Genomic DNA, 19,867 nt, shown 5'->3' on the forward strand with positions numbered 1-19,867 from the left:
CGCCCGGGCACAGATCCCGGGCGATCGTATAACTCCATGCCCACGAGCGATCTTAGAATCAGCAAAAAGACGACCGAGTGAACGACCGAGACGCGATTTCCATGAATGCAGCAGAACTGGGCGAGGTTGGCGACCGGCACGCTTCCTCTCTCGATGACGCATCGCCGGAAGCCCGCGCGACCGAGGTGCCTACGCTGACCAAGGCCGAGCTCGCAGAGATGCTGTTCGACCAGGTTGGTCTGAACAAACGCGAGTCCAAGGACATGGTCGAAGCCTTCTTCGACGTCATTCGCGAAGCACTGGAGCAGGGCGACAGCGTCAAGCTGTCCGGCTTCGGCAACTTCCAGTTGCGCGACAAGCCCCAGCGTCCAGGCCGCAATCCCAAGACAGGTGAAGTCATTCCGATTACCGCGCGACGCGTGGTGACGTTCCACGCGAGCCAGAAACTCAAAGGCCTCGTCGAGGAACGCGCAGGCGTCGCCGTCGTATCGAACTGATACCGCATGCGAGCGGCTGCGGCCGCGTGCATGACGCTGGTGTTGTCCGTACTGCCCGTGCTATCTCCGCTGTTCCTGCTGTCTTCCACTCCGACGTCAGATCATCCATCGCATGACGGAAAAATCCAGCGAGCGCGTTGCGCTGCCGCCGATTCCTGCAAAACGCTACTTCACGATCGGTGAGGTGAGCGAGCTTTGCGCCGTCAAGCCGCATGTGTTGCGTTACTGGGAGCAGGAGTTCACGCAGCTCAAACCGGTGAAGCGCCGCGGCAATCGTCGCTACTATCAACACCACGAAGTCCTGCTGATCCGCCGCATCCGTGACTTGCTGTACGAGCAGGGCTTCACCATCAATGGCGCCCGCAACCGCCTCGACGAAGTCCGTCATCACGGCGGTGCCGCGACTGCGCCAGACGTCGAAGAGTCCACCAGCATCGCACGCGAGGAAGCGCCGATCCTGACGGTCGACATCAATCAATTACGCGGCGAACTCGTTGAGGTGCAGCATCTGCTCGCACAACTGAAGGAGATCGCGAGGCACGGATAAAACGTGCGCGAGCGACTAGCCATCGGCTAAATCTTGCTGTTATAATCGCGTTCTTTCGGGGCGTAGCGCAGCCTGGTAGCGTACCTGCATGGGGTGCAGGTGGTCGGAGGTTCAAATCCTCTCGCCCCGACCAATATTCATAAGGCCTAGCGGGTTTTGCTCGCTAGGCCTTTTGTCTAACTTGCGTAGTATTGTCTAACTTGAGGGTGGTAGCGCCGAGTTGTCTATCGGTGTCGAGCATCAGCATTCGGCGGACTGCAATACCGGATACGCACTCAGCCATCCTCGAAGCGCAATTTTTCGGGATCGCAATGGCTAACGTCGGCATCTGGCTCTTCAATCTGACTCAATGCGGCTACTATGCAAGTAGAGCGCCGCGCCGCGGCACTCCTCCAGCGTTGAGTTCCATCGGATCCGCATTGAGTGATCTGTCGCGATGGAGTAACGGACGCAGGCTGACTGAAACCTGTCCGTATGACCTGACGGACGGAAGTGACATACCTCTTTCTTATCTGCTGGCATGCGAGCCCGAAGCCGGTGGTGACTACCTGATCGGAATCTGGAATCGTGTTAACGGCGATTCAAACCGTATCGCTTCCATTGGACACGACGACATAGTCGGTGCTGCGCGAACGGAGTACACGGACGTCGACGAGGCTCGGATCCCGGGGTTTGCCACATATTTTTGGGTGATGCCCGCCGAAGCCAAAGTGGCTGCCGTTCGAGTAAAGCATCGTACAAACGGCGTACGCACGCTCGAGCACTACCTGCGAAATTTCCTGAAGTTTGTTAACCCTCAGCATACGGTTCATCGCGACGACGAAGAGCGAGGATTAGTTGTAGTCGGCTATAGAGACAACCCAGAAGCCGAGATCGTGCGACAGCTCTTCGCAAAGTTTGCTCTGGGGACTATCCGAAAAGTAGGGGACCTCGACTTCATTCGGGCGCGTTGCAACGACATTAGAGCTATCGTCTCGAAGACGACAATCACGAGTCGCGAGGACGTGGATCAAGACTTCTGGCAGACCTTATCGAGGCGCGTCGGTTTTGGTGGGCGCGCTATGCTTGAAGAGGTCCCCCTAAAGTTACAACTCCCCATGACGTTCACCGAGGCAGAGCTGAACAACACACTCGCCGATTGGGAGGCGAAGGAAGAGCAGAAGCTTTCGGATTGGGATGATCTGGGCTTCGTCTTCACTGGCGAGTCCTCCCCGCGATGGCTCAGCAAGTCCCATGCTAGGAACAATTTTGACGTAGATGTACAATGGATAGACGAGGAGCAAGTCAATCCGCGTGCACTCTTGCAGCAGCTTCGGCGTTATAGAAACGACGTATTAGCCTTGGGGTGAGACATGAGATGGCTTTGGCTGATTTTGGTTGTTGCGTCAGCGGGAATCGGCTACTTCTCTGGGCAGGAAATTCCATTGGCCTCCCAATGGCCCTATTTTGAGGCGCTCAGAACCACCAGTTCCATCGTATTTGGGGTGATGGGAGCGCTGCTGGCGATCGTTTATCCCGAAGTGGTTAAGCAGGGTTTCCGGGCGGAAGGGCTGGGGCCTGGAGACCCCGGTAACTTGCGCATCGTGGTAGGTGCATTGGCTTACTCCGCGCTCCTGTTGCTAGTGCTCGTGCTGATAGGGCCTGCCTTCGCGTGGATCAGCCAAGCCACAGAAAAGGCATCGTTCCTAGCACAAGTCCAGGGTGTCAGTTTCGGCGTGCTTTGCATGTTGACTATGGGGCAGATCTGGATACTGACAAATGTCCTCCACCCACTTGATTTTCTGGTTACACATCTGGAAATCGGCTCTAAGAAGGAGGCGGCGAAACGCCGAATCCACCAGTTTGGCCCGGGCGACAAGAAAACCGGGCGCTAGCTGCCGTTTCGAGTCTTCTGTACGGGGCTTACCCGCTCAATCTCGCGGGCCTTCGTGTAGTGTGCGGTCATCTCTGCGGTCGTGTGGCCGGCCAGCGCCTGTGCCGCTACCGCACCCTCCAGCCTTCGCTTATCGGTCAGCGCCTTCGCGCGCAGGTCGTGAAAATGCATCCCGACCAGATGCAGCGGATCGAGCTCAATGTTCGCCTTCAAGCATCGCTCTTCATATCGCTGCCGCGCTCGCTGGCAGGCTCGCTTCCACGCTGTCTGAGCTCCGCTGTATGTGAACCTGCCGCCGGCCTGTGTGCAGATCACGGGGCCGATCGCCTTCACCTTGCCGGCCTTTGCTCCCTCCAGCGTCGCCTTGAGCTCCGGCGTCATCATGATCAGCATCCGCACGCCAGAGCTGTTCACCGTCTTTGCCGGATGGAACATGATTCCCTCATCGGAGACTTGCGTCCAGTTCAGCGCGAGCAGATCGCCGATGCGCTGGGCCGTCTGGTAGGCGAGGTCGATCAGCGCCACGATCGGTGGGCCTGACGGCGTAGGCTTGTCGTCATTGCCAAGCAGCGCGGCGGCGCGCACCTCATCGAGTTCCGCATCCGTGATGTAGCGATCGCGCTTTGCTTCTGTGGCGCCCGCCACCTCGCTCACCGGGTTGGAGTTGCGCAGGCCCTTACGCACTGCGTACGTGAACATCACTGACAGCAACGCGCGATACTTGTTGCTGGTGTTAGGCTTCGACTCGAAGTGCTTATCGAGGAAGCGCGCGACGTTCTTCGGCTGCACCTCATCCACACGGAATTTGTCGAACTCCTCTTTGACGAAGGTAGCCATGCGGCGATATTCCTCCTGCGTTTTAGCCGCATAGGTCTTCAGTTTCGCAAGCAGCCACGCGTCCACCAGGCCAGACATCATTTCCTGTTGGGAGTGCTCCACGTCCCGATTGATCGCAGCCAGCTCCGAATAAAGCCGCGTCAGGCCGTCGCTGACCCGGCACAGCTTGTGCCACTTCCGATTTATATCCACGAAGTACCACGCGCCGTTCTTCTCGTAGACGCGCGACGGGAGAGGCGACGCCTTCTTTCGCCGACCGATCATGCCGCCCTCCTGTCTGATGCCAACTCCGGAGGCTTGCGCGGTGCCTTCTGATGCTTCGATGATGCAATGCCCGTCACGTGGTGACGCCACACGCGCACACTGCCGTCAGGACGTCGATCCGCCGGAATACCGGCTTTCTGCAGCGCATCGAGTTGTTCGGCCGCGCGGCGGTATCCGGTTGCCTCGATGATCTCTTGTTTGGTCAGGGTCAAGGATTCCAATTTCTGCTCCCAGGCTCTCCGGGTTGTTTCGATGATTCGTGTTGTGCGGATGTTGTCGTTCATCCGTACAGTGCTTCGAACGCTTCAACGTCGCACTGCGATACCCAAGCCGCGTCGCCGAACTTGTAGGTCGCCGGATACCTCCCGCCGGGGAAGGTGAAGCTCGCCGAGCAATGGCCGGGCTTCGTGTCAAGGCGGTCGCCGTATACGTGGGCATGGATAGCAACCGCTCCCGGATACTTCGCCTCCACGAGCTCAATCAGCGCGGTTTCTGCGGCCCGACGCCCGCGGCGACGAGCGGCATCGATTGCGGCGCATGCGGGGGAGCAGTAGACGAACTGTCCACGTGGCACGGGTTGGGCCTCCGACCATGTGTCGAAGTGCGGATCCGCCTCGACGTCGTCCATGTCTTCATCCACGCGGCAGCTGCAGTGAAAGCACTCGTAGTGCCATCCCTGTGCGATGAGCGCAAGCGGGGGCACCGGTCCTGGCGCGTATTGATCAAGGGCCGGCCGCCGACGGCAATGGTCAACCTCCTCCCATTCGCAATTGCATTCGTTCGCTCCCTCACGGCGCGCGGTCGCCGAATTGGTGGCGAACACGATGGCCCAGTTATCGCCGCCGTCGTACACCTCATAAGCCTTGAGGCCTGTGTTGGTTTACATAGGATCAACTCAAGTTTTGTGCCCAGTGGCCGATAGGCGGCCTATGGGAACCTTGAAAAAACTGCAGGAAGAATTCGGTGTGGTCACGGGGATGGCGCTCAATGACTTAGTGCGAGGCTTCAACAACAAGCTGGCAACCTTCAACGCCATCCGGACCGCGCAAGGAAAGATGACCCTCCAAGAGGATTTGGACGACGGAATCGCGGTTGCCCGACAGATGGTCGCGGACGGCGAAATGTCGCGGGAGGAATATCTCGACCTCATTGGCGAAGAGCCGCCCGATAACACATAGGAAAAAGTCGCGGCAGTCGCCTTGGTGGCAGTGGTTGGTCAGCATGCTAGGATGCCTCGAATAGTGGAGATAGATATGGCGACACTGGACGATGGCGATGTCATTCGAGCCCTAGGGACGGTTGCGTTGCGGTCTGCATACGTCGAAGAGGCCATCGACGACTGTCTAGAGCAATTTATTGGTCGCGGGAAGGCTGAAGAACGTTTGCGAAAGCAGTCAGCTCGGGACAAGGCCAAGGTGCTTCGGCGGCTAATAAATGGAACGCCATTCGACGAGGAGTTGGCGTATTTGCCGGCGTTACTCCACGCGGTCATCGAGACATTAGAAGAGCGGAACACCGTCATCCACGGCCGCATGTATGCTGATCCGTCCGGCGGTATTGTCCGTCGGTCCGCACGGCATGGAGTGCCAGATACCCCCGCGAGTTCGGCCGAGCTATATGGTCTTGCTGATCGACTCGACGAAATGCTGCCGCATCTGCTGCATGCTTCGAAATTCAGGCTCCGTAGGCACCTCGATCGAAGTGCTGGGGAACATCGGGTCACGCTGCCACCCCCATAGTCTTCACGTCGCGCCGCGACCAACTCGCCAACTCCGGCGCGTTCGCGCGCACCAGCGCGGCAGCCATCGGCGGACTCACGCTGTTGCCGCACATGCGAACCTGCGCGTGCTTAGGCATCTTGCGGCCGTTGATGACGGGCGCGATTACATAGCTGCTCGGGAAGCCCTGCGCCGCGTACAGCTCGTGCGGCTCGAGCATGCGCATGCCGATGTCGGCGATGTAGTAGGGCACGCCCTTGACGGTGACCAGCCCGAAGCGATCCGTGCACGGGATCGTGTGCATCGGCTCGCGCAGATCGACGCCATCTTTCTCGTTGCCGTAGTACTTCTGCAGGAAGGCGCGGACCTCACCGATGTGCGTGCCTTGAGCCGAGATCGTGTGCACGGGATCGCCGGTCTCGCTGCCAGTGCACTCACCGCGGAGCTTCACCAGATTGGACGTGACGATGCACGTGTCGGCCTTCGCCGTCAGCGTCTGCGCGGGCTCGTTGACGTCGCGCGGGCGGCTCTGGCCAGCGCGGCCGCCGCAGCCGACGATCTGGGCCGACACGAGGGCGTGGTGGTCGGTGGTCGTGACCGTGCTCGCCGGGTGGGTCAGGGAGACGCCTGGGCCCTCGTAGTTTCCGCCGTAGTGCTTCGCGAGGAACGCGGAGACCAGCGCATGCTTCGCGCCGCCGGCGACGACCGTACCGAGCGGCTTGTCGAGCCCGGGTACGCGCGGTGCCTGGCCCGGGCGCTCTCCGTAGCCTGTCTGCACCAGCGTCACGCTGGCTAGCGCGAAGTGGCCGCCCTTGACTTCGGCGCACTGCGTGCGCAGAGGTTCGTCCGCCAACCATGCGCGCGGGCTGGAAGCGTTCGCGCATTCGGTGATGACCGGCGAGACGACGCCGTAGCCATGCTTCGACGTGATCGTTTGCAAAGGCTCGCTAGTTGGCTGCCCACGGAATTGGTCGCCTCCGTGGTTCACCTTCACGATGAACGGATCTGCTGCCTCGATGACGTATCGCTGCAGCCCGCGCGCGATGCGGCGCAGCGTGGCGTCCGCCAGCGGCTTCGTGCGCTCAAATATGGACGGGCAGGGAATCGACCAGTCGATGCATTCGGCAGCAGTGCGCCACGGCTTCCGCTGCTTCGCCTTAACCGCTTCGGGGGTCGGCGCGCCGTGCGTGGGCTCAGGCCATACGATAGGCTGGCCGTCGCAGCGCGCGATCAGGAACAGCCGCTTGCGGATCGTCGGCGCACCGTAGTCGCATGCGCGCAGTTCCTTCCATTCGACCGCATAGCCCTTCTCGTTGAGCTGGCGCACGAATGAGCGGAACGTGTCGCCCTTGCGCTTCGGGCACGGCGTGCCGTCGTAGAGCACCGGGCCCCACGTACGGAACTCCTCGACGTTCTCGAGGATGATCACGCGCGGCCGCAATAGCGCCGCCCAGCGCATCGCCACCCACGCCAGGCCGCGAATCTTCTTATCGCGCGGTTTTCCGCCCTTAGCCTTGCTGAAGTGCTTGCAGTCGGGGGAGAACCAGGCGAGGCCCACAGGGCGACCGGCAGCCAGCGCGACGGGGTCGACGTCCCACACCGACTCGCAGTGGTGCTGTGTCTGCGGATGGTTCATCGCGTGCATGGCCACGGCCTCGGGATCGTGGTTGATCGCGATGTCTACGTGACGACCGAGCGCGAGTTCGATGCCGCAGCTGGCGCCGCCGCCGCCAGCGAAGTTGTCCACGATGATCTCAGGTGCAATATCGAGGAGAAACTGATCACGTATCATCCTGGAAGACCCTTATTCGAAGAAATCAGATGAGAAGAGAAATCGGAGGAACATCGGTCATCAATGGCGCTTACTGCTACGTGTTCTCTTCGCTGGAGGAGGCGCAAGATTTCTTGGTGTGCCTCGACGACGGTGGCGCGGCAATCAGTTGCGCGCTAAAAATCAAACCGCTCCGCGTTGAACACATTCCACTGGCTCAAAGAGGACCAAAGCCTCGGAACTAATCCTTTTGCCGTCCAATGGCGTCGCGCCCTTTTGGGGCCTGTGTCCACCATTGGGCGGGTTTGCCTCTGCTGCCGTAGTTGAGCGGAGTAAAGACCTGTCCGATCCGGCCCTTGTCGCGAAGGAAACCCCACTCCTTCACATCCTTCGCGGGCACTAGGAACAGCGACCAGACTTCGCGCGGCGTGTTGATTCCGCGCAAGGGGCCTGGAAGCAGGATCACGCGGTGGAATGTGTCGCCGGTGAGAACATTGAGCCAGCGGACCTTGCGTGTGCCGCTGCGCGTCGCCTCGTAGTACCAGCCGAGCAGAATGAAGGAGATGGCCCAGCGCCATGGGTGATCGTGCAGTCCACGGTCAGGATCCGAGCCTACGAAGCGATGCAGATACAGACGGAGGCCGAACATCGCACAGACGAAATAGCGCTCGAGGTAGGGCTGGCCGCGATCGCTGATGATCTTGCAAGGGCGCGTGGCCGAGTATGCGAGGAACAGGCGGCGGATCACGGGGGTGGTGCTGACGAGTTTCATATCGGGCATCGATTTGGTGTTGGCCGCCGACCAGCGATTCATGGCGCGAGCGCCGATTGCTAATGCAGCGAAGTAGGTGGCGACGAAGGGAAGCGCGGCGGCGAAGGCTAGGTGCTGTGACATGGCTCTGGTGCCTGAGTTGATCTAGGCTTTGTACGGCGACCAGCCCAGCGCAGGCTGGCCTGTCGCCTTGCTGATAACGGTGTTGCCGTGCTTGTCGACCTTCGTCGTACGGACCATTACGATCGGCGCGTAGATCTTCGAGGTTGTTCGTGCGACCTCGATCCAATCCCGTGCGAACTGCGGAGCATCAAACGTCGGGCTCACCTGCACCGGCGCGTGATTGGTCAAGATGACCTCCGCCGCGCTACGGACCTTGTCGCGCCACTCTTCCTTGGTTTTGCAACCGACGTCCGCGCCGTTCTTCTCCAGGCGCTTCTCGGCGAGCTTGGCGGCATGCGTGATGGTCATGCCGAAAACACAGAATGCAGACATGTCAGGCTCCGTTGGTCTTCTTCATTTCGGCGTCGAACTGATCGCGCACAACGACTAGGCGCGCAACTGCGTCCTGCGCGGCGACTCCGTAGAAATTGCCAGTACCGAGGACGCCGTCGATCGCGGCGACGACCTCATTTGGGGGCGGCAGGCCGGCGGGCACGGGAGCCTTACCGACGCGACTTGCGCTTTCTGCGGCCGCGCGGTTATTAGCGAGCGTGCGAGAGAGGTGATCGGGCATGTTGTTCATGGCGACATCTCAGTGCACGCGGACGAGGACCGGCGAGCCGTTTTCCCAGCGGCCGGTGACGATGAAGCCCGCCGCGCGCGAGGCGCGGACGAACTCCTCCCAGGTCATGTCATCGTTCATGACAGTCTCCAGATAGGCGAACGGGAGAGGGCGGCACTGTCATCGTTCGCCCAGGCGTAAAGGCCCGAGAGAGCGATCGCGGCGGCGGCGATGCCGATCCAGAAGGCGATGGCGCGGACGAGCTTCACGCGTAGGCCCTCCGATCTTCGCGCTGACGCTCCTGGTGAGCCTTCAGCGCACCCTTGTAGCTGGCTTTGGCTTCCTTCTTGGTCTTGCACCATTCGCCCTCTACGTCGCGGCGATCTCGCCAGCCGTCGCCGACGGTGCGGTACATGCGGTATTGGCAGCCAAAGCGATCGCCGCCACTCCATTGCTGCAGGATGCAGTCGTAGCGCGTACGGGTCTCGAACTTCGGCATGCGGCCGCCGATAAGGAACTCGGCGAAGCTGTCACCGGCGCAACCGTCGGCGCGCAGATATTCCTCGTAGCGCGAGGGCTTCTTCAGCTCGGGCAGGGATGTGATCGCAAGAACACGACCAGCTTCGGTCGTGTAGAAGACGATGTCATCCTCGGGTAGGAACTTCGGTCGATGGCCACGCACCATCAGGCCAGCATCCTCCAGCAATTCCAAGTCCGCCATGTCGTGATGGCCGGGGCCAGCGACGAAGTGGTTACGGTGCGGCTCGCGGTGGCGCTCATTGATGCCGAGCGTATGTTGCAGCAGGTTGATCTGGTAGACGGTGGGATGAGTCATGCCCGATCTCCCGCCGCAGCGCTGGCCTTCTTGATGACAGCCTCGCGTTCGTAGAAGCGCGTGATGCCGTCGCCGTCGACCAAGTCGCCGGCGTTTGCCTCACCCCACGCGAACTTCTGCTCGGTGGTCATGAGGTTCAACGCGTTGTGGATGATTTGGTGCGCGTGGCGCAGTTCGCGCAGGAGCTCGGCGTTGCAGTTGACCGCGGAGGCCTGTCGCTGGGTAGCTTGATCGGCGGTCATGGCTCAGCGCTTCGTCACGAGAGATACGACGAGCACCACGCACAGCGTCCACACCATGATCCCGATAGGTACGAGTTGATCCATTCCCATCTCCTGTTATGCGTTGAAGCGCAGTTGACGGGTTAACTATACATCAATGAATAGAAATATCAATACGCGAATGAATAGTTTCGGCGCTATGTTTCTCCGAGGCGCTTTGCCCTTGCCAATCGGCGTGCGAGATCGGTGAGGTGCTCGACCGAAAGGAGGTCGTCGTCTAGATAGGCGCCGTTGACGAAGGCTTTGTATGTCCCGTCATCTTGGCGGAAGAGGTGGATTGAATCGTCCTGCGCAGCGCGCGGCAGCGCGTTTTGCTTGTCCATCCGCCTCAGCCGGCGCTTGTGCTCGGCGAGGCTAACTACGTTGCTCATGTGACCCCTCATGCGCAGGAATTCTTGTTGTCCTGCAGTTCTGAGGTACTCACTTAACGCGGACGAGGTGGCGTATTAACCCCACGTCCGTTGGATGCAGCGCAATCGGCCGGGGCATATGCAAACACTTCTGCAGCGACGACAAATAAAAAGCCCGCCAAGGCGGGCTTTTGCTGGGTGCGCTCGTGTCAACGGGTTTTTACCCTCTTGTTGCTTTGCGGCACGGGGTCTGGCTCCCCGCCCGAGATTACCTTGCCGCGCTCTCCCGATGCAGTCGTCTCGCTGTTGTGCATAACCCGCGGTTGGAAAAGGGTGTAATCGCCCCGCGCCTTCGCGTCCTGTAGGGCGCCAAGCAGTTGTGACAGTACAGCGCTCGGTAACGTCTTAATCAGCGCCTGCGTAGCCTCGAGTTGGGTGGACCGGACGCGCTCCTCGATCGATTGACTTGCCAGCGCCAGAAAGTCCGCGCTGCTCTTCATCGGGTCGAGATCCAGTTCGGGCGGCACATCGCCAGGTCCCTCTGCTAACCAAGTCGCAGACACGTTCAGCGCGGCAGCGATTTTTTTGATCGTGCCTAACTCGGGTGTATCGGTTTGCCCCTTGAGGATGCGATTGATGGTTGGCTGCGGGACGCCAGTCATTCGGGCGAGGGCGCTTTGGCTCTTCACCTTCCGGGTCTGCATCAAGCGATCAAGGCGGGTAGCGATTGTCATAGCTTCGGATATACGGGCACGAATAAAAGCGGTCAAATTTCTATTCATGCGCGCATTGACAATCTATGCGGCAATGTATAGATTGGGGGCATGGACAAGACGCATCAAGTCAAGCTCGCCGAACTGAAGGCCCACACCGGGATGAGTGAGGTCGCGCTTAGCCGCCACCTGCAAATCTCCCAGCCGACGGTTAATCGGATCCTAAACGGCCAAGGGGACTGCAAAGGCAGCACCCTGGTCGCGATCGACCGGATGCACGCCGAGGTGTTCGGTCGGCCGCTGGCCGCCTGACTAGTTCCCGCTCTGGCCGTCTTCCAATGCTTGTGCGATGCGTTCCAGTCGCGCGAGGAGTTCCCGCGTCGCGCGGATGCAGTCGTGAAGGGCAGGGCGCTGGTCGAGAGGCTGTTTGCGACTGCGGTGGGGTTTGCCTTTGCCAGTTGCGAGCCACTGAGCGGAAACGCCGAGGGCGCGCGCGATGGCTTCGGTGTGGCGGCTACCGGTCGCGTTGCGATTCGGGTCTGCGAGGTACTGGACGGATTGGTACTGAACGCCGATGAGCCGAGCCAGACCGCGCCGGGATGTCGGCGGCTCGGTCTGTTGCATGGCCCAGCGAAGGCGTTCGGCGTACGTGTACATGCGGTTGAGTGTGTCATTGCCTCTGTGCAGATGTGTCTGTGTTTTGCCGGTAGAAGCTTCTGCCGGGTCGGGCGAGCAGCTCGACGAGAACGAGAAGGTCCACGGGGCCAATCCCTGTGATTCGCGGCAACAGCCGCTGCAACACCGAGAAGGAAACGTCATGTCCCGTCGATCCGAGTTTCGCAATGAAGTGAAGACTCGACTCCGAGACCGCGCTTACGACGCGCTACAGCTTTACAAGCAGGTCAACGGTATCGAGAGCGATTCCGCGGCCCTGGCTCGTATTGCTGAGCAGCATCTGTTCGGCGCTGTGGGTACTTTGCCCGTGGCGATCGGTGGCGTCAGTGACGACTTGGGACACTTTGGGACGACGGTGGCGGCATGACGAGCAGCGCAACAGAAGCAAAGGCATTGCTGCCCGCAGACGAAGCGCGGGCGCTGGTTATCAAGGCGGCGGAGCAGGGTGTCACGACGCCTGAATTGCTGGGTTACCACATCCTCCGCAGCGCGTTCGGTGCGCTGCATCCCGAGGTGGTTGCATTCGAACAGCGTCCCAAGTCGGGACAAGTTGGGACGGAAGGGGTGGCGCGATGATGGCGCAGTCGACAGTGCACTTGGGCCCGGCCGCGGCGGCGCCGAACGCGGCGAATCAGGCTAAGCCGCGGTTCATGCGGGTCGGGGCGACCCAACTGCGCACGATCGTGCAGCGTGGTTCGCCAATGTTCAAGGAGGGCGCGTGGCCCAGCCCGGAAGCGTGCTTGCTCGCTGCTGTTGTCGAGCAGTGGCTGTTTGACGTCGTGCAGGAGGCTCGTCGGCAGATGGCGGACGACGCCCACCTGTACGTGTCCGCCCAGGTGCGCACGCTCTACGGCTTCGAGCGCGTGAGCGTACAGGCTGTGGCAAGCGCAATCGGCATCGAGCCCGTCTGGCTGGACCGCATCCTCGACGCGCTCGAGCTGTCGTTTATCCCGATCGCGCAGGAAACCCGCCAATGATGATTCACGAGTTGACCAGCCGGGAAGACGTGCGCGCTCAGGGTGCCGACGCGTTTCGTGCGGGCCTGACGCCCGATGACAACCCGCACTGGCCGCCTGGCACGGACGCGCATCTTGAGTGGCACGCAGGATTCAAGAATGAGAAGTACGGCCAGGGGAAGGTCTCCCGCGGAAGGGCCTCGTGATGTCAGGTCAACTGCTTGTATTCAGAATGGCCACAGCTACCGCAAACGTAGACGCGCCGTTGCACGCCCATGTCGCCGAATGTCGGATCGGCTTCCGTCCTTTCAAGCTTGTACGAGAGTCCGTGGCAACGCGGGCATTCATCGCCTTTGGGCGTCTGAGTCTGCGATTTCTCAAGCATCTCGACCCGCTTCTTCAGCGCCTCCACCTCTTTGACCAGTCCTATTACCTGCTTCCATACGGGAAGCTGTTCGAGCAGTTTCACCAAGTCGGACACGGAAAAGGAAAGCACGATAGCTCCTTGTTTGAGTGGCCAGCACGCGAACGTAGCGCGCCGTGCTGTTTGGGGGATCTGGACCGAGGGCATCTTATCAGGTGCTACGTTGCTCCAATCTTTGTGAGGGATTGACCGATGCAAACGCAAGTCGCACACACCAGTATCCGCACGTATCGCGACATCGAGAAGGACGGCACGCTCAGCCAGCGGCAGCGCCAGATTCTCGCGGTGATGAAGCCGTTTCCAATGGACTACTCGCTGCAGGAGCTGGCACAGCTGACCAAGCTGCCCATCAACGTGGTGAGCGGCCGCGTGAACGAGTTGCGCGAGAAGGCCGGCGAGATCGAGCGCGCGCCTGCACGTCCGTGCACAGTCACCGGCCGCACCATTCGCCCGGTGCGCCGCATCCACCCCCAAAGATTGCTGTTCTGATGGCGTCCACGATCTATCGCAACACGAAGCTGCTCGAGATTGTTCGGGCGCTGCCGTGCCAGCACTGCAACCGCGCCGACGGCACCGTGGTCGCTGCGCACTCCAACCAATTGCGCGACGGCAAGGGCCGCGGCATCAAGGCTCACGACTACCGCATCGCCGCGCTTTGCTTTCGCTGCCACTCCACGCTCGATCAGGGAGCGCAGATGTCGCGCGCTCAGCGCGAGGAAATGTGGGAGGCCGCCCATCGCAGAACGATAGGGCAGTTGTTTGAGCGCGGCCTGTTGCTGGTGGCCGCGCGATGAATCACTTGTTCTTCTTGATCTCTTGCTCGACGCGGGTTCGGACGGGGCCGACCTTCTCCACTGCTTTCTTAACCTCGGCCGGTTTGACGCCCATCTTCTTGGCCACCTGGTCCACTTCCCAAGATTCGTTTTTGTTGACCTTGGAACTATCGCGTCCGTCCTTCTTTTTCAGGTTGTCACCCATTTGGGTCTCCTCATTTTGCCGTCATTGGCGCAGTGAATTTGGCACGTTCATAGACCTTCTTGTTACCCCACGGCTGAGGGGGTGTCGCGTATGAGCACCATCATCATGTCCGCCTGCTGGCCGCTGAATGGGATGTCGATCGCACAGAAGGCGGTCCTCATCTCGCTGGCCGACAACGCCAATGACCAAGGCGTGTGCTGGCCGTCCATTCCGACGATCGCCGCGCGGGTTTGCGCATCCGAGCGCGCGGTCCAGAACGCGATCAAGTGGCTGGAGTCCGCCAAGGTGATCAAGGCGAACCGGAGCAATGGCCGGCACACGAGCTACACCGTAGCCCCCGCAGCATATTCACCCCCGCAGGAAATTCACCCCCGCACCGCGTGCGCCAGCGAAGGAAATGCACCGGCGCAGGATGTTCACCACACCCCCGCAGGAAGTACTGGGGTACCCCCGCAGGAGATGCACCAACCCCCGCACCAGGTGCCGTCTAACCGTAATAAACCACCAAAGGAACCATCAAGGAACCGTCAGGGCGCGCGCGGTGGGAAGTCGAAAACCGGAAAGACTGCGGATGGGTTTGATGACCTGTGGGCGATCTACCCGAAAAAGCAGGCCAAGCAGGATGCGCAGAAGGCGTTCACGAAGCTGGCGCCCGATGCAGAGTTGCTCGCGTTGCTGTTTGGCGCAGTGATGGCGCAGAGCGCGTGGCCGAGCTGGACCAAGGACGGGGGCGAGTACATCCCGAACCTCGCGACCTGGCTCAACGGACGGCGCTGGGAAGACCTGGCCCCGCCGCCTCCCGCCGCGCGCGGTGCGGCGGCTGAGCCCGTGGCCGACTGGTGGACGACCGCAACCGGCATCGAGACGAAGGGCGCGGAGATCTGGCGCGCCCGCAAGGCCGAGGAGCTTTTCCAGCAGTACCGCGTCGGCGTGTTCAAGCACGCAGGGGAGGGGCCGTGGCGTCAGGCGCTGCTCGCGGATCTGCTGCGCACCAAGAGCGCGTCGTACGCATCGGTTCACGAGTACTTCTACGGCCATCCACCGACGGAGGTTCAGGCTTGATCGTTCATCAGTTCGATCGGATACCAGCTGCGGACAACGGCGAATTGGTCGCGCGCGGTGATTTGGGCGCGTATAGCTTCCCCGCGCAGATCGTCCAAATCGCGGTGCGCTCCGTATGCCTCTCGGATTCGCGTGAGCGCATGGACAGAGGCATTGAGATTGGCCATGGCCTCAATCATGTCAGGCGGGATCGACGGGCCAAGCTCTCTTTCAAGATCTGCGAACTCCCGAATGATCTGGGCGCATGCATTTGCCTGGTCAGCAGTGGCGCGGATGAATGTCCACACATCCCTGTGAGTGGCTCGGCGTTTGATCGCGTCGATGGTATCGACAAGCGTAAGGGTCGGGGTGGTCGTGCTCATGGGTGCGCCTCCGCTGCGAATGAGCTTGCATCCTATACACAGGCCAGAGCGGTATGCATACCCCAGATGGGTGTTGCATGAGCGGGTGGGGACGGTGGGGCAATGCGAACGGACGAGGCATGGCGACACGAGTGCGAGGTGCGGTGGCTGGCGGCGCTGCCAGACGACCGGGTGATCGCGTTTCTGACCGTGGTGGAGAAGCGGCGGGGCCGGTCGGTGGCGGAGCAGCTGGCATCGGACATGCGCGCGCACCGGCGCGCAAGCCGAGCAAGTACGGCAACGAGCGGGTGACGTGGAACGGTCAGAAGTTCGATAGCCGCCGCGAGATGGAGCGATACAGCCATCTGCTGATGCTGGAGCGGGCCGGCCGCATCCTGCAACTCGAGCGTCAGGTGGTGTTCATCCTCGCGCCCGCAGTGGTGATCGATGGTCGGAAGCGACCGGCGCTGAGGTACGTGGCTGACTTCCGCTACCTCGAGCTCGGCGCCAAGGTGAAGACCGTTGAGGACGTGAAGGGAAAGATCACCGAGGGGTACCGGATCAAGCGGCATCTGATGGCAGCCATGGGGATAACGATCAAGGAGGTCAAGTGAGGGAAATCAAGCTCAACGAATCCACGGTGGACGAGCAGCGGTTCCGTGCCGTGCTGGACGAGGACCAGATTGAAGCGCTGATCGTTGCTGCCGTTGCAGCAGCGGCGGGCGTGGACCCGAAGGCGAAGAACGTCGTCAAGACTGTCCGGATCAGCAACTCGAACGCCGGAGGGATCAACCCGTCGCACTACCAGGCCGTGTGTGACCTGGTGGTTGATCGCTCCCCGGCACCGCCCGAGAACGGTGCGTCATGACTGGCCCGCAGCCGCTGAGTGCGGATGACCTGTTCCTGACGCAGAAGGCGGCCATGGCGATCGGTCTGGAAACGAGGCGCTACCGCGTCCGCGACTGGGAGGTCATCCATGTGCGCAAGCCGGGCGGCCAGTGGCGGGAGTTCAACCCGCTGCACGACAACAGCGCGACCTTCGAGGTTCTGGTAGGTACATACGGCGCGACGACGCCGGAAGCAGCGCGGCGCCTGGCAGTGGAAGAGGCCTGCCGCATGCTGGATAGGAGAACGTGAGTCATGGAGATGATCTGCGACGTGTTCGCTGGCCTGACGATCCTGATTGTCGTCGGCCCGCTGGTGTGGGGGATGGTGCGATGAATGCGCCCTGGACCGACGAGGACGAGCTGCGGCTCGCCGAGCTTGTGCGCACCGGCATGGCCTGGTGGGAAATTGGCGCGCGGCTGGATAGGACCGGCCCGGCGTGCCAGCAGAAGGCGAGCGAGCTGAACCTCGGCTTGAAGCCGTACACCGGCAATCGCTCGGTGCTGTGGACGGCGATCGTCATTATCTGCTCGGACGGTCGCCCGAGGACCGTGCACGATCTGGTGAGGTTGACCGGCGGCAGCCGACCGGCCATTGACGCGATCATGAAGAAGCGGCGTGCCAGCGGAAATGCGCACGTCGCAGACTGGGCTCGAAGCCTCAAAGGGCCAGCGAAGCCTCTGTGGTTGCCTGAGCCGGGTATCGATGCGCCGAAGCTGCACACGCTCACGAAGGCGGAGCGGCAGCTTGCGCGTATGCATCGGATCAAGCGGGAGGACCCGCTGGGCTACAAGGCGATCCTCGACCGCACGGTGGTGCGCCGCCGCCTGAAGAAGGGCACGGTGACGCAGCAGCATCCGCTGGTGCAGGCGCTGTTCGGCATGGGAGCGCGGCCATGAACGAGCGGATGAAGGGCGGCGCCTTGGCCAAGTTGGCCGGCATGCTCTGCGGCAACCCAGAGTTCTGGCGCATGGTCGCCGCGCGCACCGGCAAGCCGTGCCAGTCGAACGAAGACGCCAAGGCGTACGTGCTGCGCGTATGCGGCATCGAATCGCGCGCGCATCTTGACCACGTGCCGGCGGCCGAAGCCAAGTTTCACGCCGCGGTGCGCCTCCCGTGGACCAGGTGGCAGCAGGGCGCGCGCGGCGCCGCACAGAGATAAGCGATACAACCGGGGGAACAGGAAAATGGATCAGCCACTCTTCGACAGCGCCGACAGCGCGCTCCGCTTTGCGTTTTCCTACTCGAAGCAGCAGTACTCGCCCACGCCGATGGCCCGTCTGATGCGCGGCACGGTGGGCAGCGGCAAGGGGCTCGTTGGCAATGACGGCGCCGCCCAGGCCGGCATGGTGCGCAGTGAGGTCGAGAAGCTCGACGCGCTGCAGCTCGCGATCCTGATCGCTCAGTTCGCGCCAGCGCATCTACCGTGCGACTGCGGTGCGTCGTGCTGCTCGAGGAAGAAGCTCAACCCCGAGTGGAACGCTGCGGTGAATTTCCTGACCGAGCACACCGTGCAGTTATTCGCTGGGTCGCTGTCGCACTACCGGCTGCGCCGAAGCCTGATCGAGCGCTACTTCGGCGCGCGGCGCGATGGTAATGGCAAGAAGCTGTCCGTGGAGCGCTTGTCGGAAGAGTGCGGCGTGCACAGACACACGGCGGCGTCGCACAATGAGCGGCTGACTCGCTATCTGCGTGGCACGAAGGGGATCAATGGCGAGGTGGGCATCCAGGCGCGTGCCATGAGAGTCGTAGACGAGATCCTGCGCGGGCACGGGTTTGTGGGAATAGCTGACGCAGCGTGAGCTCATACGCAGGCAGTCTGCAGTACACTGCCCGCGTCAAACGAAATGGGGACATCGTCGTGCGCATCCTAGGTCTCGCAGCTCTTATTTGCCTGAGTTCAATCTCCTCTATTGCGTCAGCCCAAAATGCCGCGGACTTGGTCGGGACGCTTCGAGTTACATTCCAGCCAATGAGCGCTGGCGGCGTGCTGCAGGGGTGCTCCTACGTTTTCCAAACGGTCGTGCAGGACTATGCATACAAAGGCGGTGAACTGACGCTATTGGACGGTTCAATCACGTACTGGACGAACGACTCTTCGGCCGGGATTGGTTTAAAGCTTGGAGTTGGAAATAACGATGCAAGCGGGAAGATGGTTTTTAACCCGCCCGCAGATGCATTCATCAAGACGGCCCATGGCAGTACAGCCAGGTCAGCCCGCGTACAGAACGCCTCGGAAACGCCGGGCTACACGATGTATTCGATCGGCTTGGACAAGCAAACCTCGGAAGTCCTTAAGGACATGTTAGACGAGGTGCCATTTCAGGTCGGTTTCAATAGAAAGAAGGGTGGGATGGATGTCTACGGTTCAGTCGATCCTCAGGTGGCTGGTTCTGTGAAAGCTGGCAGTGGGCTCCAACGGCGACGCTCGAAGGAGGCGCCACAGGCGTTCCTGAACTGCATGGATGAACTGTTGAACGCGAGCAGGAAGCCGTCTCGATAGGCTGGGTATCAAATCGCACTTGACGCTTCGACATTTTTTGTCGAAAATTCGCGTCAATTCGATACACCGCAGAATTGTCTCCAAAGCCCGCAGAGCGAAAGCCAGCGGGCTTTTTGCATTGGAGCGCGGGATCTACCGATGAAAACTCCAGCCGACTTCCACACCAACGAGTCGTACTGGCAGGAATATGAGTGCCCGAGATGCGGGCAGGATCTCGACATCTACCCGATTCCTTACCGCGGCGACACCATCGGGTGCGGCTGCGGAACCGAGTGGCCGGCGTGGGAGCACCAGCCGAACACGTATATCGTTGATGCTGATGGCTGCATGATCTGCGTCACGCTGCCTTTAACGTCTGTCTCCTCCCGGTAGTACCTCCGGGTTTGGGCGCGCTGCCATGCAGCTTCCGCCCGCTCTTTCTTCGCAGGGCCGTATGCCAGCTACCCCGACCGTGCGCGGCCGACTGCCGATGCTTGGCGGCAGGGTGGCGATGGCTACTGGTCGGGCGCCGACGATGCAACCTGGCTCGTGGCGTACGAACGAGCAGAGCAGCAGTCAGCGCGGCTATGACTATCGATGGCAGAAGGCGCGCGCGGCTTATCTCCGGCTGCACCCGTACTGCATTTACTGCATGCGAGACGCATCAATCCGATCCACGAGTGTTGCCGAAGTCATCGTCGAGTGCGCTGAGCGTGGGCTGCCTGTTCCGTATGGCAACGTGGTCGACCACATTGAGGCGCACCGCGGTGACAAGGCACTGTTCTGGGATGAGTCGAACTGGCAGACGCTTTGCCGCACGCACCACAGCGGGCAAAAACAGAGGGAAGAAGCCGGTTCTGGCTTCTGACTGATCGCGCTAAC

At 61.2% G+C, this 19,867-nt stretch carries 39 protein-coding genes and 1 tRNA gene; 24 read left to right on the forward strand and 16 right to left on the reverse strand.

The annotated features are described in order from the left end of the window. Positions 1 to 101 precede the first annotated feature (101 nt). The 5 genes from LDO41_RS19325 to LDO41_RS19345 all read left to right on the forward strand — a co-directional run bounded on the left by LDO41_RS19325 (position 102) and on the right by LDO41_RS19345 (position 2,918). Positions 102 to 497, forward strand: coding sequence for an integration host factor subunit alpha (locus LDO41_RS19325; protein WP_223991122.1), 396 nt, complete (start codon positions 102 to 104; stop codon positions 495 to 497). Positions 498 to 609: 112 nt separating this feature from the next. Beyond that, positions 610 to 1,044, forward strand: a complete 435-nt coding sequence (locus LDO41_RS19330; RefSeq protein ID WP_223991124.1) for a MerR family transcriptional regulator — start codon at positions 610 to 612, stop codon at positions 1,042 to 1,044. Positions 1,045 to 1,100: 56 nt separating this feature from the next. Further along, positions 1,101 to 1,177, forward strand: a tRNA-Pro gene (locus LDO41_RS19335). A gap of 97 nt (positions 1,178 to 1,274) precedes the next feature. Further along, positions 1,275 to 2,393 (forward strand): hypothetical protein, encoded by a 1,119-nt coding sequence (locus tag LDO41_RS19340; protein ID WP_223991126.1) that lies wholly within the window; start codon positions 1,275 to 1,277, stop codon positions 2,391 to 2,393. A 3-nt stretch (positions 2,394 to 2,396) separates the two neighbouring features. After that, positions 2,397 to 2,918 (forward strand): hypothetical protein, encoded by a 522-nt coding sequence (locus LDO41_RS19345; protein WP_223991128.1) that lies wholly within the window; start codon positions 2,397 to 2,399, stop codon positions 2,916 to 2,918. On the opposite strand, the gene LDO41_RS19350 is transcribed toward LDO41_RS19345, so the two are convergent. The 3 genes from LDO41_RS19350 to LDO41_RS19360 are packed head-to-tail and all read right to left on the reverse strand — an operon-like array spanning position 2,915 to position 4,646. Continuing rightward, a complete protein-coding gene (locus LDO41_RS19350; RefSeq protein WP_223991130.1) occupies positions 2,915 to 4,018 on the reverse strand; it encodes a tyrosine-type recombinase/integrase in 1,104 nt (367 codons plus the stop codon). The two genes, LDO41_RS19345 and LDO41_RS19350, sit on opposite strands and share 4 nt — an antisense overlap. Next, positions 4,015 to 4,302 (reverse strand): DUF4224 domain-containing protein, encoded by a 288-nt coding sequence (locus LDO41_RS19355; protein WP_223991132.1) that lies wholly within the window; start codon positions 4,300 to 4,302, stop codon positions 4,015 to 4,017. Before LDO41_RS19355 ends, LDO41_RS19350 begins: the two co-directional genes overlap by 4 nt. Then, positions 4,299 to 4,646 (reverse strand): hypothetical protein, encoded by a 348-nt coding sequence (locus LDO41_RS19360; RefSeq protein ID WP_223991134.1) that lies wholly within the window; start codon positions 4,644 to 4,646, stop codon positions 4,299 to 4,301. The genes LDO41_RS19355 and LDO41_RS19360 overlap by 4 nt, the downstream gene beginning before the upstream one ends. Positions 4,647 to 4,947: 301 nt before the next feature. Here LDO41_RS19360 and LDO41_RS19365 point away from each other — a divergent pair, with 301 nt between their 5' ends. Together LDO41_RS19365 and LDO41_RS19370 are read left to right on the forward strand one after the other, a co-directional pair. Beyond that, positions 4,948 to 5,196, forward strand: a complete 249-nt coding sequence (locus LDO41_RS19365) for a hypothetical protein (protein ID WP_223991136.1) — start codon at positions 4,948 to 4,950, stop codon at positions 5,194 to 5,196. A gap of 75 nt (positions 5,197 to 5,271) precedes the next feature. Further along, positions 5,272 to 5,757 (forward strand): hypothetical protein, encoded by a 486-nt coding sequence (locus LDO41_RS19370; protein WP_223991138.1) that lies wholly within the window; start codon positions 5,272 to 5,274, stop codon positions 5,755 to 5,757. On the opposite strand, the gene LDO41_RS19375 is transcribed toward LDO41_RS19370, so the two are convergent. The 9 genes from LDO41_RS19375 to LDO41_RS19410 all read right to left on the reverse strand — a co-directional run bounded on the left by LDO41_RS19375 (position 5,738) and on the right by LDO41_RS19410 (position 11,203). Continuing rightward, on the reverse strand, positions 5,738 to 7,528 hold the full coding sequence (locus tag LDO41_RS19375; protein WP_223991140.1) for a DNA cytosine methyltransferase: 1,791 nt from the start codon (positions 7,526 to 7,528) through the stop codon (positions 5,738 to 5,740). The genes LDO41_RS19370 and LDO41_RS19375 overlap by 20 nt on opposite strands. Before the next feature lie 220 nt (positions 7,529 to 7,748). Continuing rightward, positions 7,749 to 8,402 carry a hypothetical protein gene (locus LDO41_RS19380; RefSeq protein WP_223991142.1) on the reverse strand — a complete coding sequence of 218 codons (654 nt, stop codon included), beginning with the start codon at positions 8,400 to 8,402 and terminating at the stop codon, positions 7,749 to 7,751. Between the two features lie 21 nt (positions 8,403 to 8,423). Beyond that, positions 8,424 to 8,774 carry a hypothetical protein gene (locus LDO41_RS19385; RefSeq protein ID WP_223991144.1) on the reverse strand — a complete coding sequence of 117 codons (351 nt, stop codon included), beginning with the start codon at positions 8,772 to 8,774 and terminating at the stop codon, positions 8,424 to 8,426. Between the two features lies 1 nt (position 8,775). Continuing rightward, positions 8,776 to 9,024 (reverse strand): hypothetical protein, encoded by a 249-nt coding sequence (locus LDO41_RS19390; RefSeq protein ID WP_223991146.1) that lies wholly within the window; start codon positions 9,022 to 9,024, stop codon positions 8,776 to 8,778. 116 nt (positions 9,025 to 9,140) lie between these two features. Further along, positions 9,141 to 9,272, reverse strand: coding sequence for a hypothetical protein (locus LDO41_RS34230; protein WP_290370898.1), 132 nt, complete (start codon positions 9,270 to 9,272; stop codon positions 9,141 to 9,143). Further along, entirely contained in the window at positions 9,269 to 9,838 is a 570-nt protein-coding gene (locus LDO41_RS19395; RefSeq protein WP_223991148.1) for a hypothetical protein, read from the reverse strand. The genes LDO41_RS34230 and LDO41_RS19395 overlap by 4 nt, the downstream gene beginning before the upstream one ends. Beyond that, positions 9,835 to 10,080 (reverse strand): hypothetical protein, encoded by a 246-nt coding sequence (locus LDO41_RS19400; protein ID WP_223991150.1) that lies wholly within the window; start codon positions 10,078 to 10,080, stop codon positions 9,835 to 9,837. Before LDO41_RS19400 ends, LDO41_RS19395 begins: the two co-directional genes overlap by 4 nt. A 176-nt stretch (positions 10,081 to 10,256) precedes the next feature. Beyond that, positions 10,257 to 10,490: a hypothetical protein gene (locus LDO41_RS19405; RefSeq protein ID WP_223991152.1), complete on the reverse strand. Its 234-nt coding sequence runs from the start codon at positions 10,488 to 10,490 to the stop codon at positions 10,257 to 10,259. 188 nt (positions 10,491 to 10,678) lie between these two features. Continuing rightward, positions 10,679 to 11,203 carry a helix-turn-helix domain-containing protein gene (locus LDO41_RS19410; protein WP_223991154.1) on the reverse strand — a complete coding sequence of 175 codons (525 nt, stop codon included), beginning with the start codon at positions 11,201 to 11,203 and terminating at the stop codon, positions 10,679 to 10,681. A gap of 90 nt (positions 11,204 to 11,293) precedes the next feature. On the opposite strand from LDO41_RS19410, the gene LDO41_RS19415 reads away from it, so the two are divergent. Then, on the forward strand, positions 11,294 to 11,494 hold the full coding sequence (locus LDO41_RS19415; protein ID WP_223991156.1) for a helix-turn-helix domain-containing protein: 201 nt from the start codon (positions 11,294 to 11,296) through the stop codon (positions 11,492 to 11,494). Here LDO41_RS19415 and LDO41_RS19420 read toward each other — a convergent pair whose 3' ends face one another. Then, positions 11,495 to 11,839, reverse strand: coding sequence for a hypothetical protein (locus tag LDO41_RS19420; RefSeq protein ID WP_223991158.1), 345 nt, complete (start codon positions 11,837 to 11,839; stop codon positions 11,495 to 11,497). 160 nt (positions 11,840 to 11,999) lie between these two features. On the opposite strand from LDO41_RS19420, the gene LDO41_RS19425 reads away from it, so the two are divergent. The 4 genes from LDO41_RS19425 to LDO41_RS19440 are packed head-to-tail and all read left to right on the forward strand — an operon-like array spanning position 12,000 to position 13,019. Continuing rightward, positions 12,000 to 12,224: a hypothetical protein gene (locus LDO41_RS19425; protein WP_223991160.1), complete on the forward strand. Its 225-nt coding sequence runs from the start codon at positions 12,000 to 12,002 to the stop codon at positions 12,222 to 12,224. After that, positions 12,221 to 12,433, forward strand: a complete 213-nt coding sequence (locus LDO41_RS19430) for a hypothetical protein (RefSeq protein ID WP_223991162.1) — start codon at positions 12,221 to 12,223, stop codon at positions 12,431 to 12,433. Before LDO41_RS19425 ends, LDO41_RS19430 begins: the two co-directional genes overlap by 4 nt. Then, positions 12,430 to 12,834 (forward strand): hypothetical protein, encoded by a 405-nt coding sequence (locus tag LDO41_RS19435; RefSeq protein ID WP_223991163.1) that lies wholly within the window; start codon positions 12,430 to 12,432, stop codon positions 12,832 to 12,834. The genes LDO41_RS19430 and LDO41_RS19435 overlap by 4 nt, the downstream gene beginning before the upstream one ends. Then, on the forward strand, positions 12,831 to 13,019 hold the full coding sequence (locus tag LDO41_RS19440) for a DUF4148 domain-containing protein (protein ID WP_223991165.1): 189 nt from the start codon (positions 12,831 to 12,833) through the stop codon (positions 13,017 to 13,019). The genes LDO41_RS19435 and LDO41_RS19440 overlap by 4 nt, the downstream gene beginning before the upstream one ends. Before the next feature lie 2 nt (positions 13,020 to 13,021). On the opposite strand, the gene LDO41_RS19445 is transcribed toward LDO41_RS19440, so the two are convergent. After that, the gene (locus LDO41_RS19445; protein ID WP_223991167.1) at positions 13,022 to 13,309 is read right to left on the reverse strand and encodes a hypothetical protein; all 288 of its coding nucleotides are present in this window, start codon (positions 13,307 to 13,309) and stop codon (positions 13,022 to 13,024) included. Between the two features lie 120 nt (positions 13,310 to 13,429). Between LDO41_RS19445 and LDO41_RS19450 the strand changes: the two genes are divergently transcribed. Further along, positions 13,430 to 13,726, forward strand: coding sequence for a LexA family transcriptional regulator (locus LDO41_RS19450; protein ID WP_223991169.1), 297 nt, complete (start codon positions 13,430 to 13,432; stop codon positions 13,724 to 13,726). Then, entirely contained in the window at positions 13,726 to 14,031 is a 306-nt protein-coding gene (locus LDO41_RS19455) for a DUF1364 domain-containing protein (protein WP_223991170.1), read from the forward strand. Before LDO41_RS19450 ends, LDO41_RS19455 begins: the two co-directional genes overlap by 1 nt. Before the next feature lies 1 nt (position 14,032). On the opposite strand, the gene LDO41_RS19460 is transcribed toward LDO41_RS19455, so the two are convergent. Next, on the reverse strand, positions 14,033 to 14,215 hold the full coding sequence (locus tag LDO41_RS19460) for a DUF3606 domain-containing protein (RefSeq protein ID WP_223991172.1): 183 nt from the start codon (positions 14,213 to 14,215) through the stop codon (positions 14,033 to 14,035). Positions 14,216 to 14,305: 90 nt separating this feature from the next. Between LDO41_RS19460 and LDO41_RS19465 the strand changes: the two genes are divergently transcribed. Next, positions 14,306 to 15,277, forward strand: coding sequence for a helix-turn-helix domain-containing protein (locus LDO41_RS19465; protein ID WP_223991174.1), 972 nt, complete (start codon positions 14,306 to 14,308; stop codon positions 15,275 to 15,277). Here the strand turns inward: LDO41_RS19465 and LDO41_RS19470 are convergent. Then, positions 15,268 to 15,639, reverse strand: a complete 372-nt coding sequence (locus tag LDO41_RS19470) for a hypothetical protein (RefSeq protein WP_223991176.1) — start codon at positions 15,637 to 15,639, stop codon at positions 15,268 to 15,270. The two genes, LDO41_RS19465 and LDO41_RS19470, sit on opposite strands and share 10 nt — an antisense overlap. A 102-nt stretch (positions 15,640 to 15,741) precedes the next feature. Here LDO41_RS19470 and LDO41_RS34500 point away from each other — a divergent pair, with 102 nt between their 5' ends. From LDO41_RS34500 to LDO41_RS19510, 9 genes are all read left to right on the forward strand, one after another. After that, positions 15,742 to 15,930 (forward strand): DUF7696 family protein, encoded by a 189-nt coding sequence (locus LDO41_RS34500; protein ID WP_455423714.1) that lies wholly within the window; start codon positions 15,742 to 15,744, stop codon positions 15,928 to 15,930. Further along, complete coding sequence (locus tag LDO41_RS19475) at positions 15,873 to 16,232, forward strand: DUF1064 domain-containing protein (RefSeq protein WP_455423719.1); 360 nt, start codon at positions 15,873 to 15,875, stop codon at positions 16,230 to 16,232. The genes LDO41_RS34500 and LDO41_RS19475 overlap by 58 nt, the downstream gene beginning before the upstream one ends. Further along, a complete protein-coding gene (locus tag LDO41_RS19480) occupies positions 16,229 to 16,486 on the forward strand; it encodes a hypothetical protein (protein WP_223991180.1) in 258 nt (85 codons plus the stop codon). The genes LDO41_RS19475 and LDO41_RS19480 overlap by 4 nt, the downstream gene beginning before the upstream one ends. Beyond that, the gene (locus tag LDO41_RS19485; protein WP_223991182.1) at positions 16,483 to 16,755 is read left to right on the forward strand and encodes a hypothetical protein; all 273 of its coding nucleotides are present in this window, start codon (positions 16,483 to 16,485) and stop codon (positions 16,753 to 16,755) included. Before LDO41_RS19480 ends, LDO41_RS19485 begins: the two co-directional genes overlap by 4 nt. A gap of 80 nt (positions 16,756 to 16,835) precedes the next feature. Beyond that, the gene (locus LDO41_RS19490; protein ID WP_223991184.1) at positions 16,836 to 17,402 is read left to right on the forward strand and encodes a hypothetical protein; all 567 of its coding nucleotides are present in this window, start codon (positions 16,836 to 16,838) and stop codon (positions 17,400 to 17,402) included. Next, entirely contained in the window at positions 17,399 to 17,665 is a 267-nt protein-coding gene (locus tag LDO41_RS19495) for a hypothetical protein (RefSeq protein WP_223991186.1), read from the forward strand. The genes LDO41_RS19490 and LDO41_RS19495 overlap by 4 nt, the downstream gene beginning before the upstream one ends. A gap of 25 nt (positions 17,666 to 17,690) precedes the next feature. After that, the gene (locus tag LDO41_RS19500) at positions 17,691 to 18,305 is read left to right on the forward strand and encodes a DNA-binding protein (protein ID WP_223991188.1); all 615 of its coding nucleotides are present in this window, start codon (positions 17,691 to 17,693) and stop codon (positions 18,303 to 18,305) included. After that, positions 18,302 to 19,006 carry a hypothetical protein gene (locus tag LDO41_RS19505; protein WP_223991190.1) on the forward strand — a complete coding sequence of 235 codons (705 nt, stop codon included), beginning with the start codon at positions 18,302 to 18,304 and terminating at the stop codon, positions 19,004 to 19,006. Before LDO41_RS19500 ends, LDO41_RS19505 begins: the two co-directional genes overlap by 4 nt. Before the next feature lie 433 nt (positions 19,007 to 19,439). After that, the gene (locus LDO41_RS19510; RefSeq protein ID WP_417291719.1) at positions 19,440 to 19,853 is read left to right on the forward strand and encodes an HNH endonuclease signature motif containing protein; all 414 of its coding nucleotides are present in this window, start codon (positions 19,440 to 19,442) and stop codon (positions 19,851 to 19,853) included. The last annotated feature ends 14 nt before the right edge of the window (positions 19,854 to 19,867 follow it).

Source organism: Cupriavidus pampae (assembly GCF_914271485.1).
In the GTDB taxonomy this organism is placed as follows: Bacteria; Pseudomonadota; Gammaproteobacteria; order Burkholderiales; family Burkholderiaceae; genus Cupriavidus; species Cupriavidus pampae.

Excerpts from the sequence above, each read along its gene's own strand:
- LDO41_RS19325 (WP_223991122.1), top strand. The coding sequence starts at position 102 with ATGAATGCAGCAGAACTGGGCGAGGTTGGCGACCGGCACGCTTCCTCT.
- LDO41_RS19330 (WP_223991124.1), top strand. The coding sequence starts at position 610 with ATGACGGAAAAATCCAGCGAGCGCGTTGCGCTGCCGCCGATTCCTGCA.
- LDO41_RS19345 (WP_223991128.1), top strand. The coding sequence starts at position 2,397 with ATGAGATGGCTTTGGCTGATTTTGGTTGTTGCGTCAGCGGGAATCGGC.
- LDO41_RS19350 (WP_223991130.1), bottom strand. The coding sequence starts at position 4,018 with ATGATCGGTCGGCGAAAGAAGGCGTCGCCTCTCCCGTCGCGCGTCTAC.
- LDO41_RS19355 (WP_223991132.1), bottom strand. The coding sequence starts at position 4,302 with ATGAACGACAACATCCGCACAACACGAATCATCGAAACAACCCGGAGA.
- LDO41_RS19360 (WP_223991134.1), bottom strand. The coding sequence starts at position 4,646 with ATGGACGACGTCGAGGCGGATCCGCACTTCGACACATGGTCGGAGGCC.
- LDO41_RS19365 (WP_223991136.1), top strand. The coding sequence starts at position 4,948 with ATGGGAACCTTGAAAAAACTGCAGGAAGAATTCGGTGTGGTCACGGGG.
- LDO41_RS19370 (WP_223991138.1), top strand. The coding sequence starts at position 5,272 with ATGGCGACACTGGACGATGGCGATGTCATTCGAGCCCTAGGGACGGTT.
- LDO41_RS19375 (WP_223991140.1), bottom strand. The coding sequence starts at position 7,528 with ATGATACGTGATCAGTTTCTCCTCGATATTGCACCTGAGATCATCGTG.
- LDO41_RS19380 (WP_223991142.1), bottom strand. The coding sequence starts at position 8,402 with ATGTCACAGCACCTAGCCTTCGCCGCCGCGCTTCCCTTCGTCGCCACC.
- LDO41_RS19385 (WP_223991144.1), bottom strand. The coding sequence starts at position 8,774 with ATGTCTGCATTCTGTGTTTTCGGCATGACCATCACGCATGCCGCCAAG.
- LDO41_RS19390 (WP_223991146.1), bottom strand. The coding sequence starts at position 9,024 with ATGAACAACATGCCCGATCACCTCTCTCGCACGCTCGCTAATAACCGC.
- LDO41_RS19395 (WP_223991148.1), bottom strand. The coding sequence starts at position 9,838 with ATGACTCATCCCACCGTCTACCAGATCAACCTGCTGCAACATACGCTC.
- LDO41_RS19400 (WP_223991150.1), bottom strand. The coding sequence starts at position 10,080 with ATGACCGCCGATCAAGCTACCCAGCGACAGGCCTCCGCGGTCAACTGC.
- LDO41_RS19405 (WP_223991152.1), bottom strand. The coding sequence starts at position 10,490 with ATGAGCAACGTAGTTAGCCTCGCCGAGCACAAGCGCCGGCTGAGGCGG.
- LDO41_RS19410 (WP_223991154.1), bottom strand. The coding sequence starts at position 11,203 with ATGACAATCGCTACCCGCCTTGATCGCTTGATGCAGACCCGGAAGGTG.
- LDO41_RS19415 (WP_223991156.1), top strand. The coding sequence starts at position 11,294 with ATGGACAAGACGCATCAAGTCAAGCTCGCCGAACTGAAGGCCCACACC.
- LDO41_RS19420 (WP_223991158.1), bottom strand. The coding sequence starts at position 11,839 with ATGTACACGTACGCCGAACGCCTTCGCTGGGCCATGCAACAGACCGAG.
- LDO41_RS19425 (WP_223991160.1), top strand. The coding sequence starts at position 12,000 with ATGTCCCGTCGATCCGAGTTTCGCAATGAAGTGAAGACTCGACTCCGA.
- LDO41_RS19430 (WP_223991162.1), top strand. The coding sequence starts at position 12,221 with ATGACGAGCAGCGCAACAGAAGCAAAGGCATTGCTGCCCGCAGACGAA.
- LDO41_RS19435 (WP_223991163.1), top strand. The coding sequence starts at position 12,430 with ATGATGGCGCAGTCGACAGTGCACTTGGGCCCGGCCGCGGCGGCGCCG.
- LDO41_RS19440 (WP_223991165.1), top strand. The coding sequence starts at position 12,831 with ATGATGATTCACGAGTTGACCAGCCGGGAAGACGTGCGCGCTCAGGGT.
- LDO41_RS19450 (WP_223991169.1), top strand. The coding sequence starts at position 13,430 with ATGCAAACGCAAGTCGCACACACCAGTATCCGCACGTATCGCGACATC.
- LDO41_RS19455 (WP_223991170.1), top strand. The coding sequence starts at position 13,726 with ATGGCGTCCACGATCTATCGCAACACGAAGCTGCTCGAGATTGTTCGG.
- LDO41_RS19460 (WP_223991172.1), bottom strand. The coding sequence starts at position 14,215 with ATGGGTGACAACCTGAAAAAGAAGGACGGACGCGATAGTTCCAAGGTC.
- LDO41_RS19465 (WP_223991174.1), top strand. The coding sequence starts at position 14,306 with ATGAGCACCATCATCATGTCCGCCTGCTGGCCGCTGAATGGGATGTCG.
- LDO41_RS19470 (WP_223991176.1), bottom strand. The coding sequence starts at position 15,639 with ATGAGCACGACCACCCCGACCCTTACGCTTGTCGATACCATCGACGCG.
- LDO41_RS34500 (WP_455423714.1), top strand. The coding sequence starts at position 15,742 with ATGCGAACGGACGAGGCATGGCGACACGAGTGCGAGGTGCGGTGGCTG.
- LDO41_RS19485 (WP_223991182.1), top strand. The coding sequence starts at position 16,483 with ATGACTGGCCCGCAGCCGCTGAGTGCGGATGACCTGTTCCTGACGCAG.
- LDO41_RS19490 (WP_223991184.1), top strand. The coding sequence starts at position 16,836 with ATGAATGCGCCCTGGACCGACGAGGACGAGCTGCGGCTCGCCGAGCTT.
- LDO41_RS19495 (WP_223991186.1), top strand. The coding sequence starts at position 17,399 with ATGAACGAGCGGATGAAGGGCGGCGCCTTGGCCAAGTTGGCCGGCATG.
- LDO41_RS19500 (WP_223991188.1), top strand. The coding sequence starts at position 17,691 with ATGGATCAGCCACTCTTCGACAGCGCCGACAGCGCGCTCCGCTTTGCG.
- LDO41_RS19510 (WP_417291719.1), top strand. The coding sequence starts at position 19,440 with ATGCCAGCTACCCCGACCGTGCGCGGCCGACTGCCGATGCTTGGCGGC.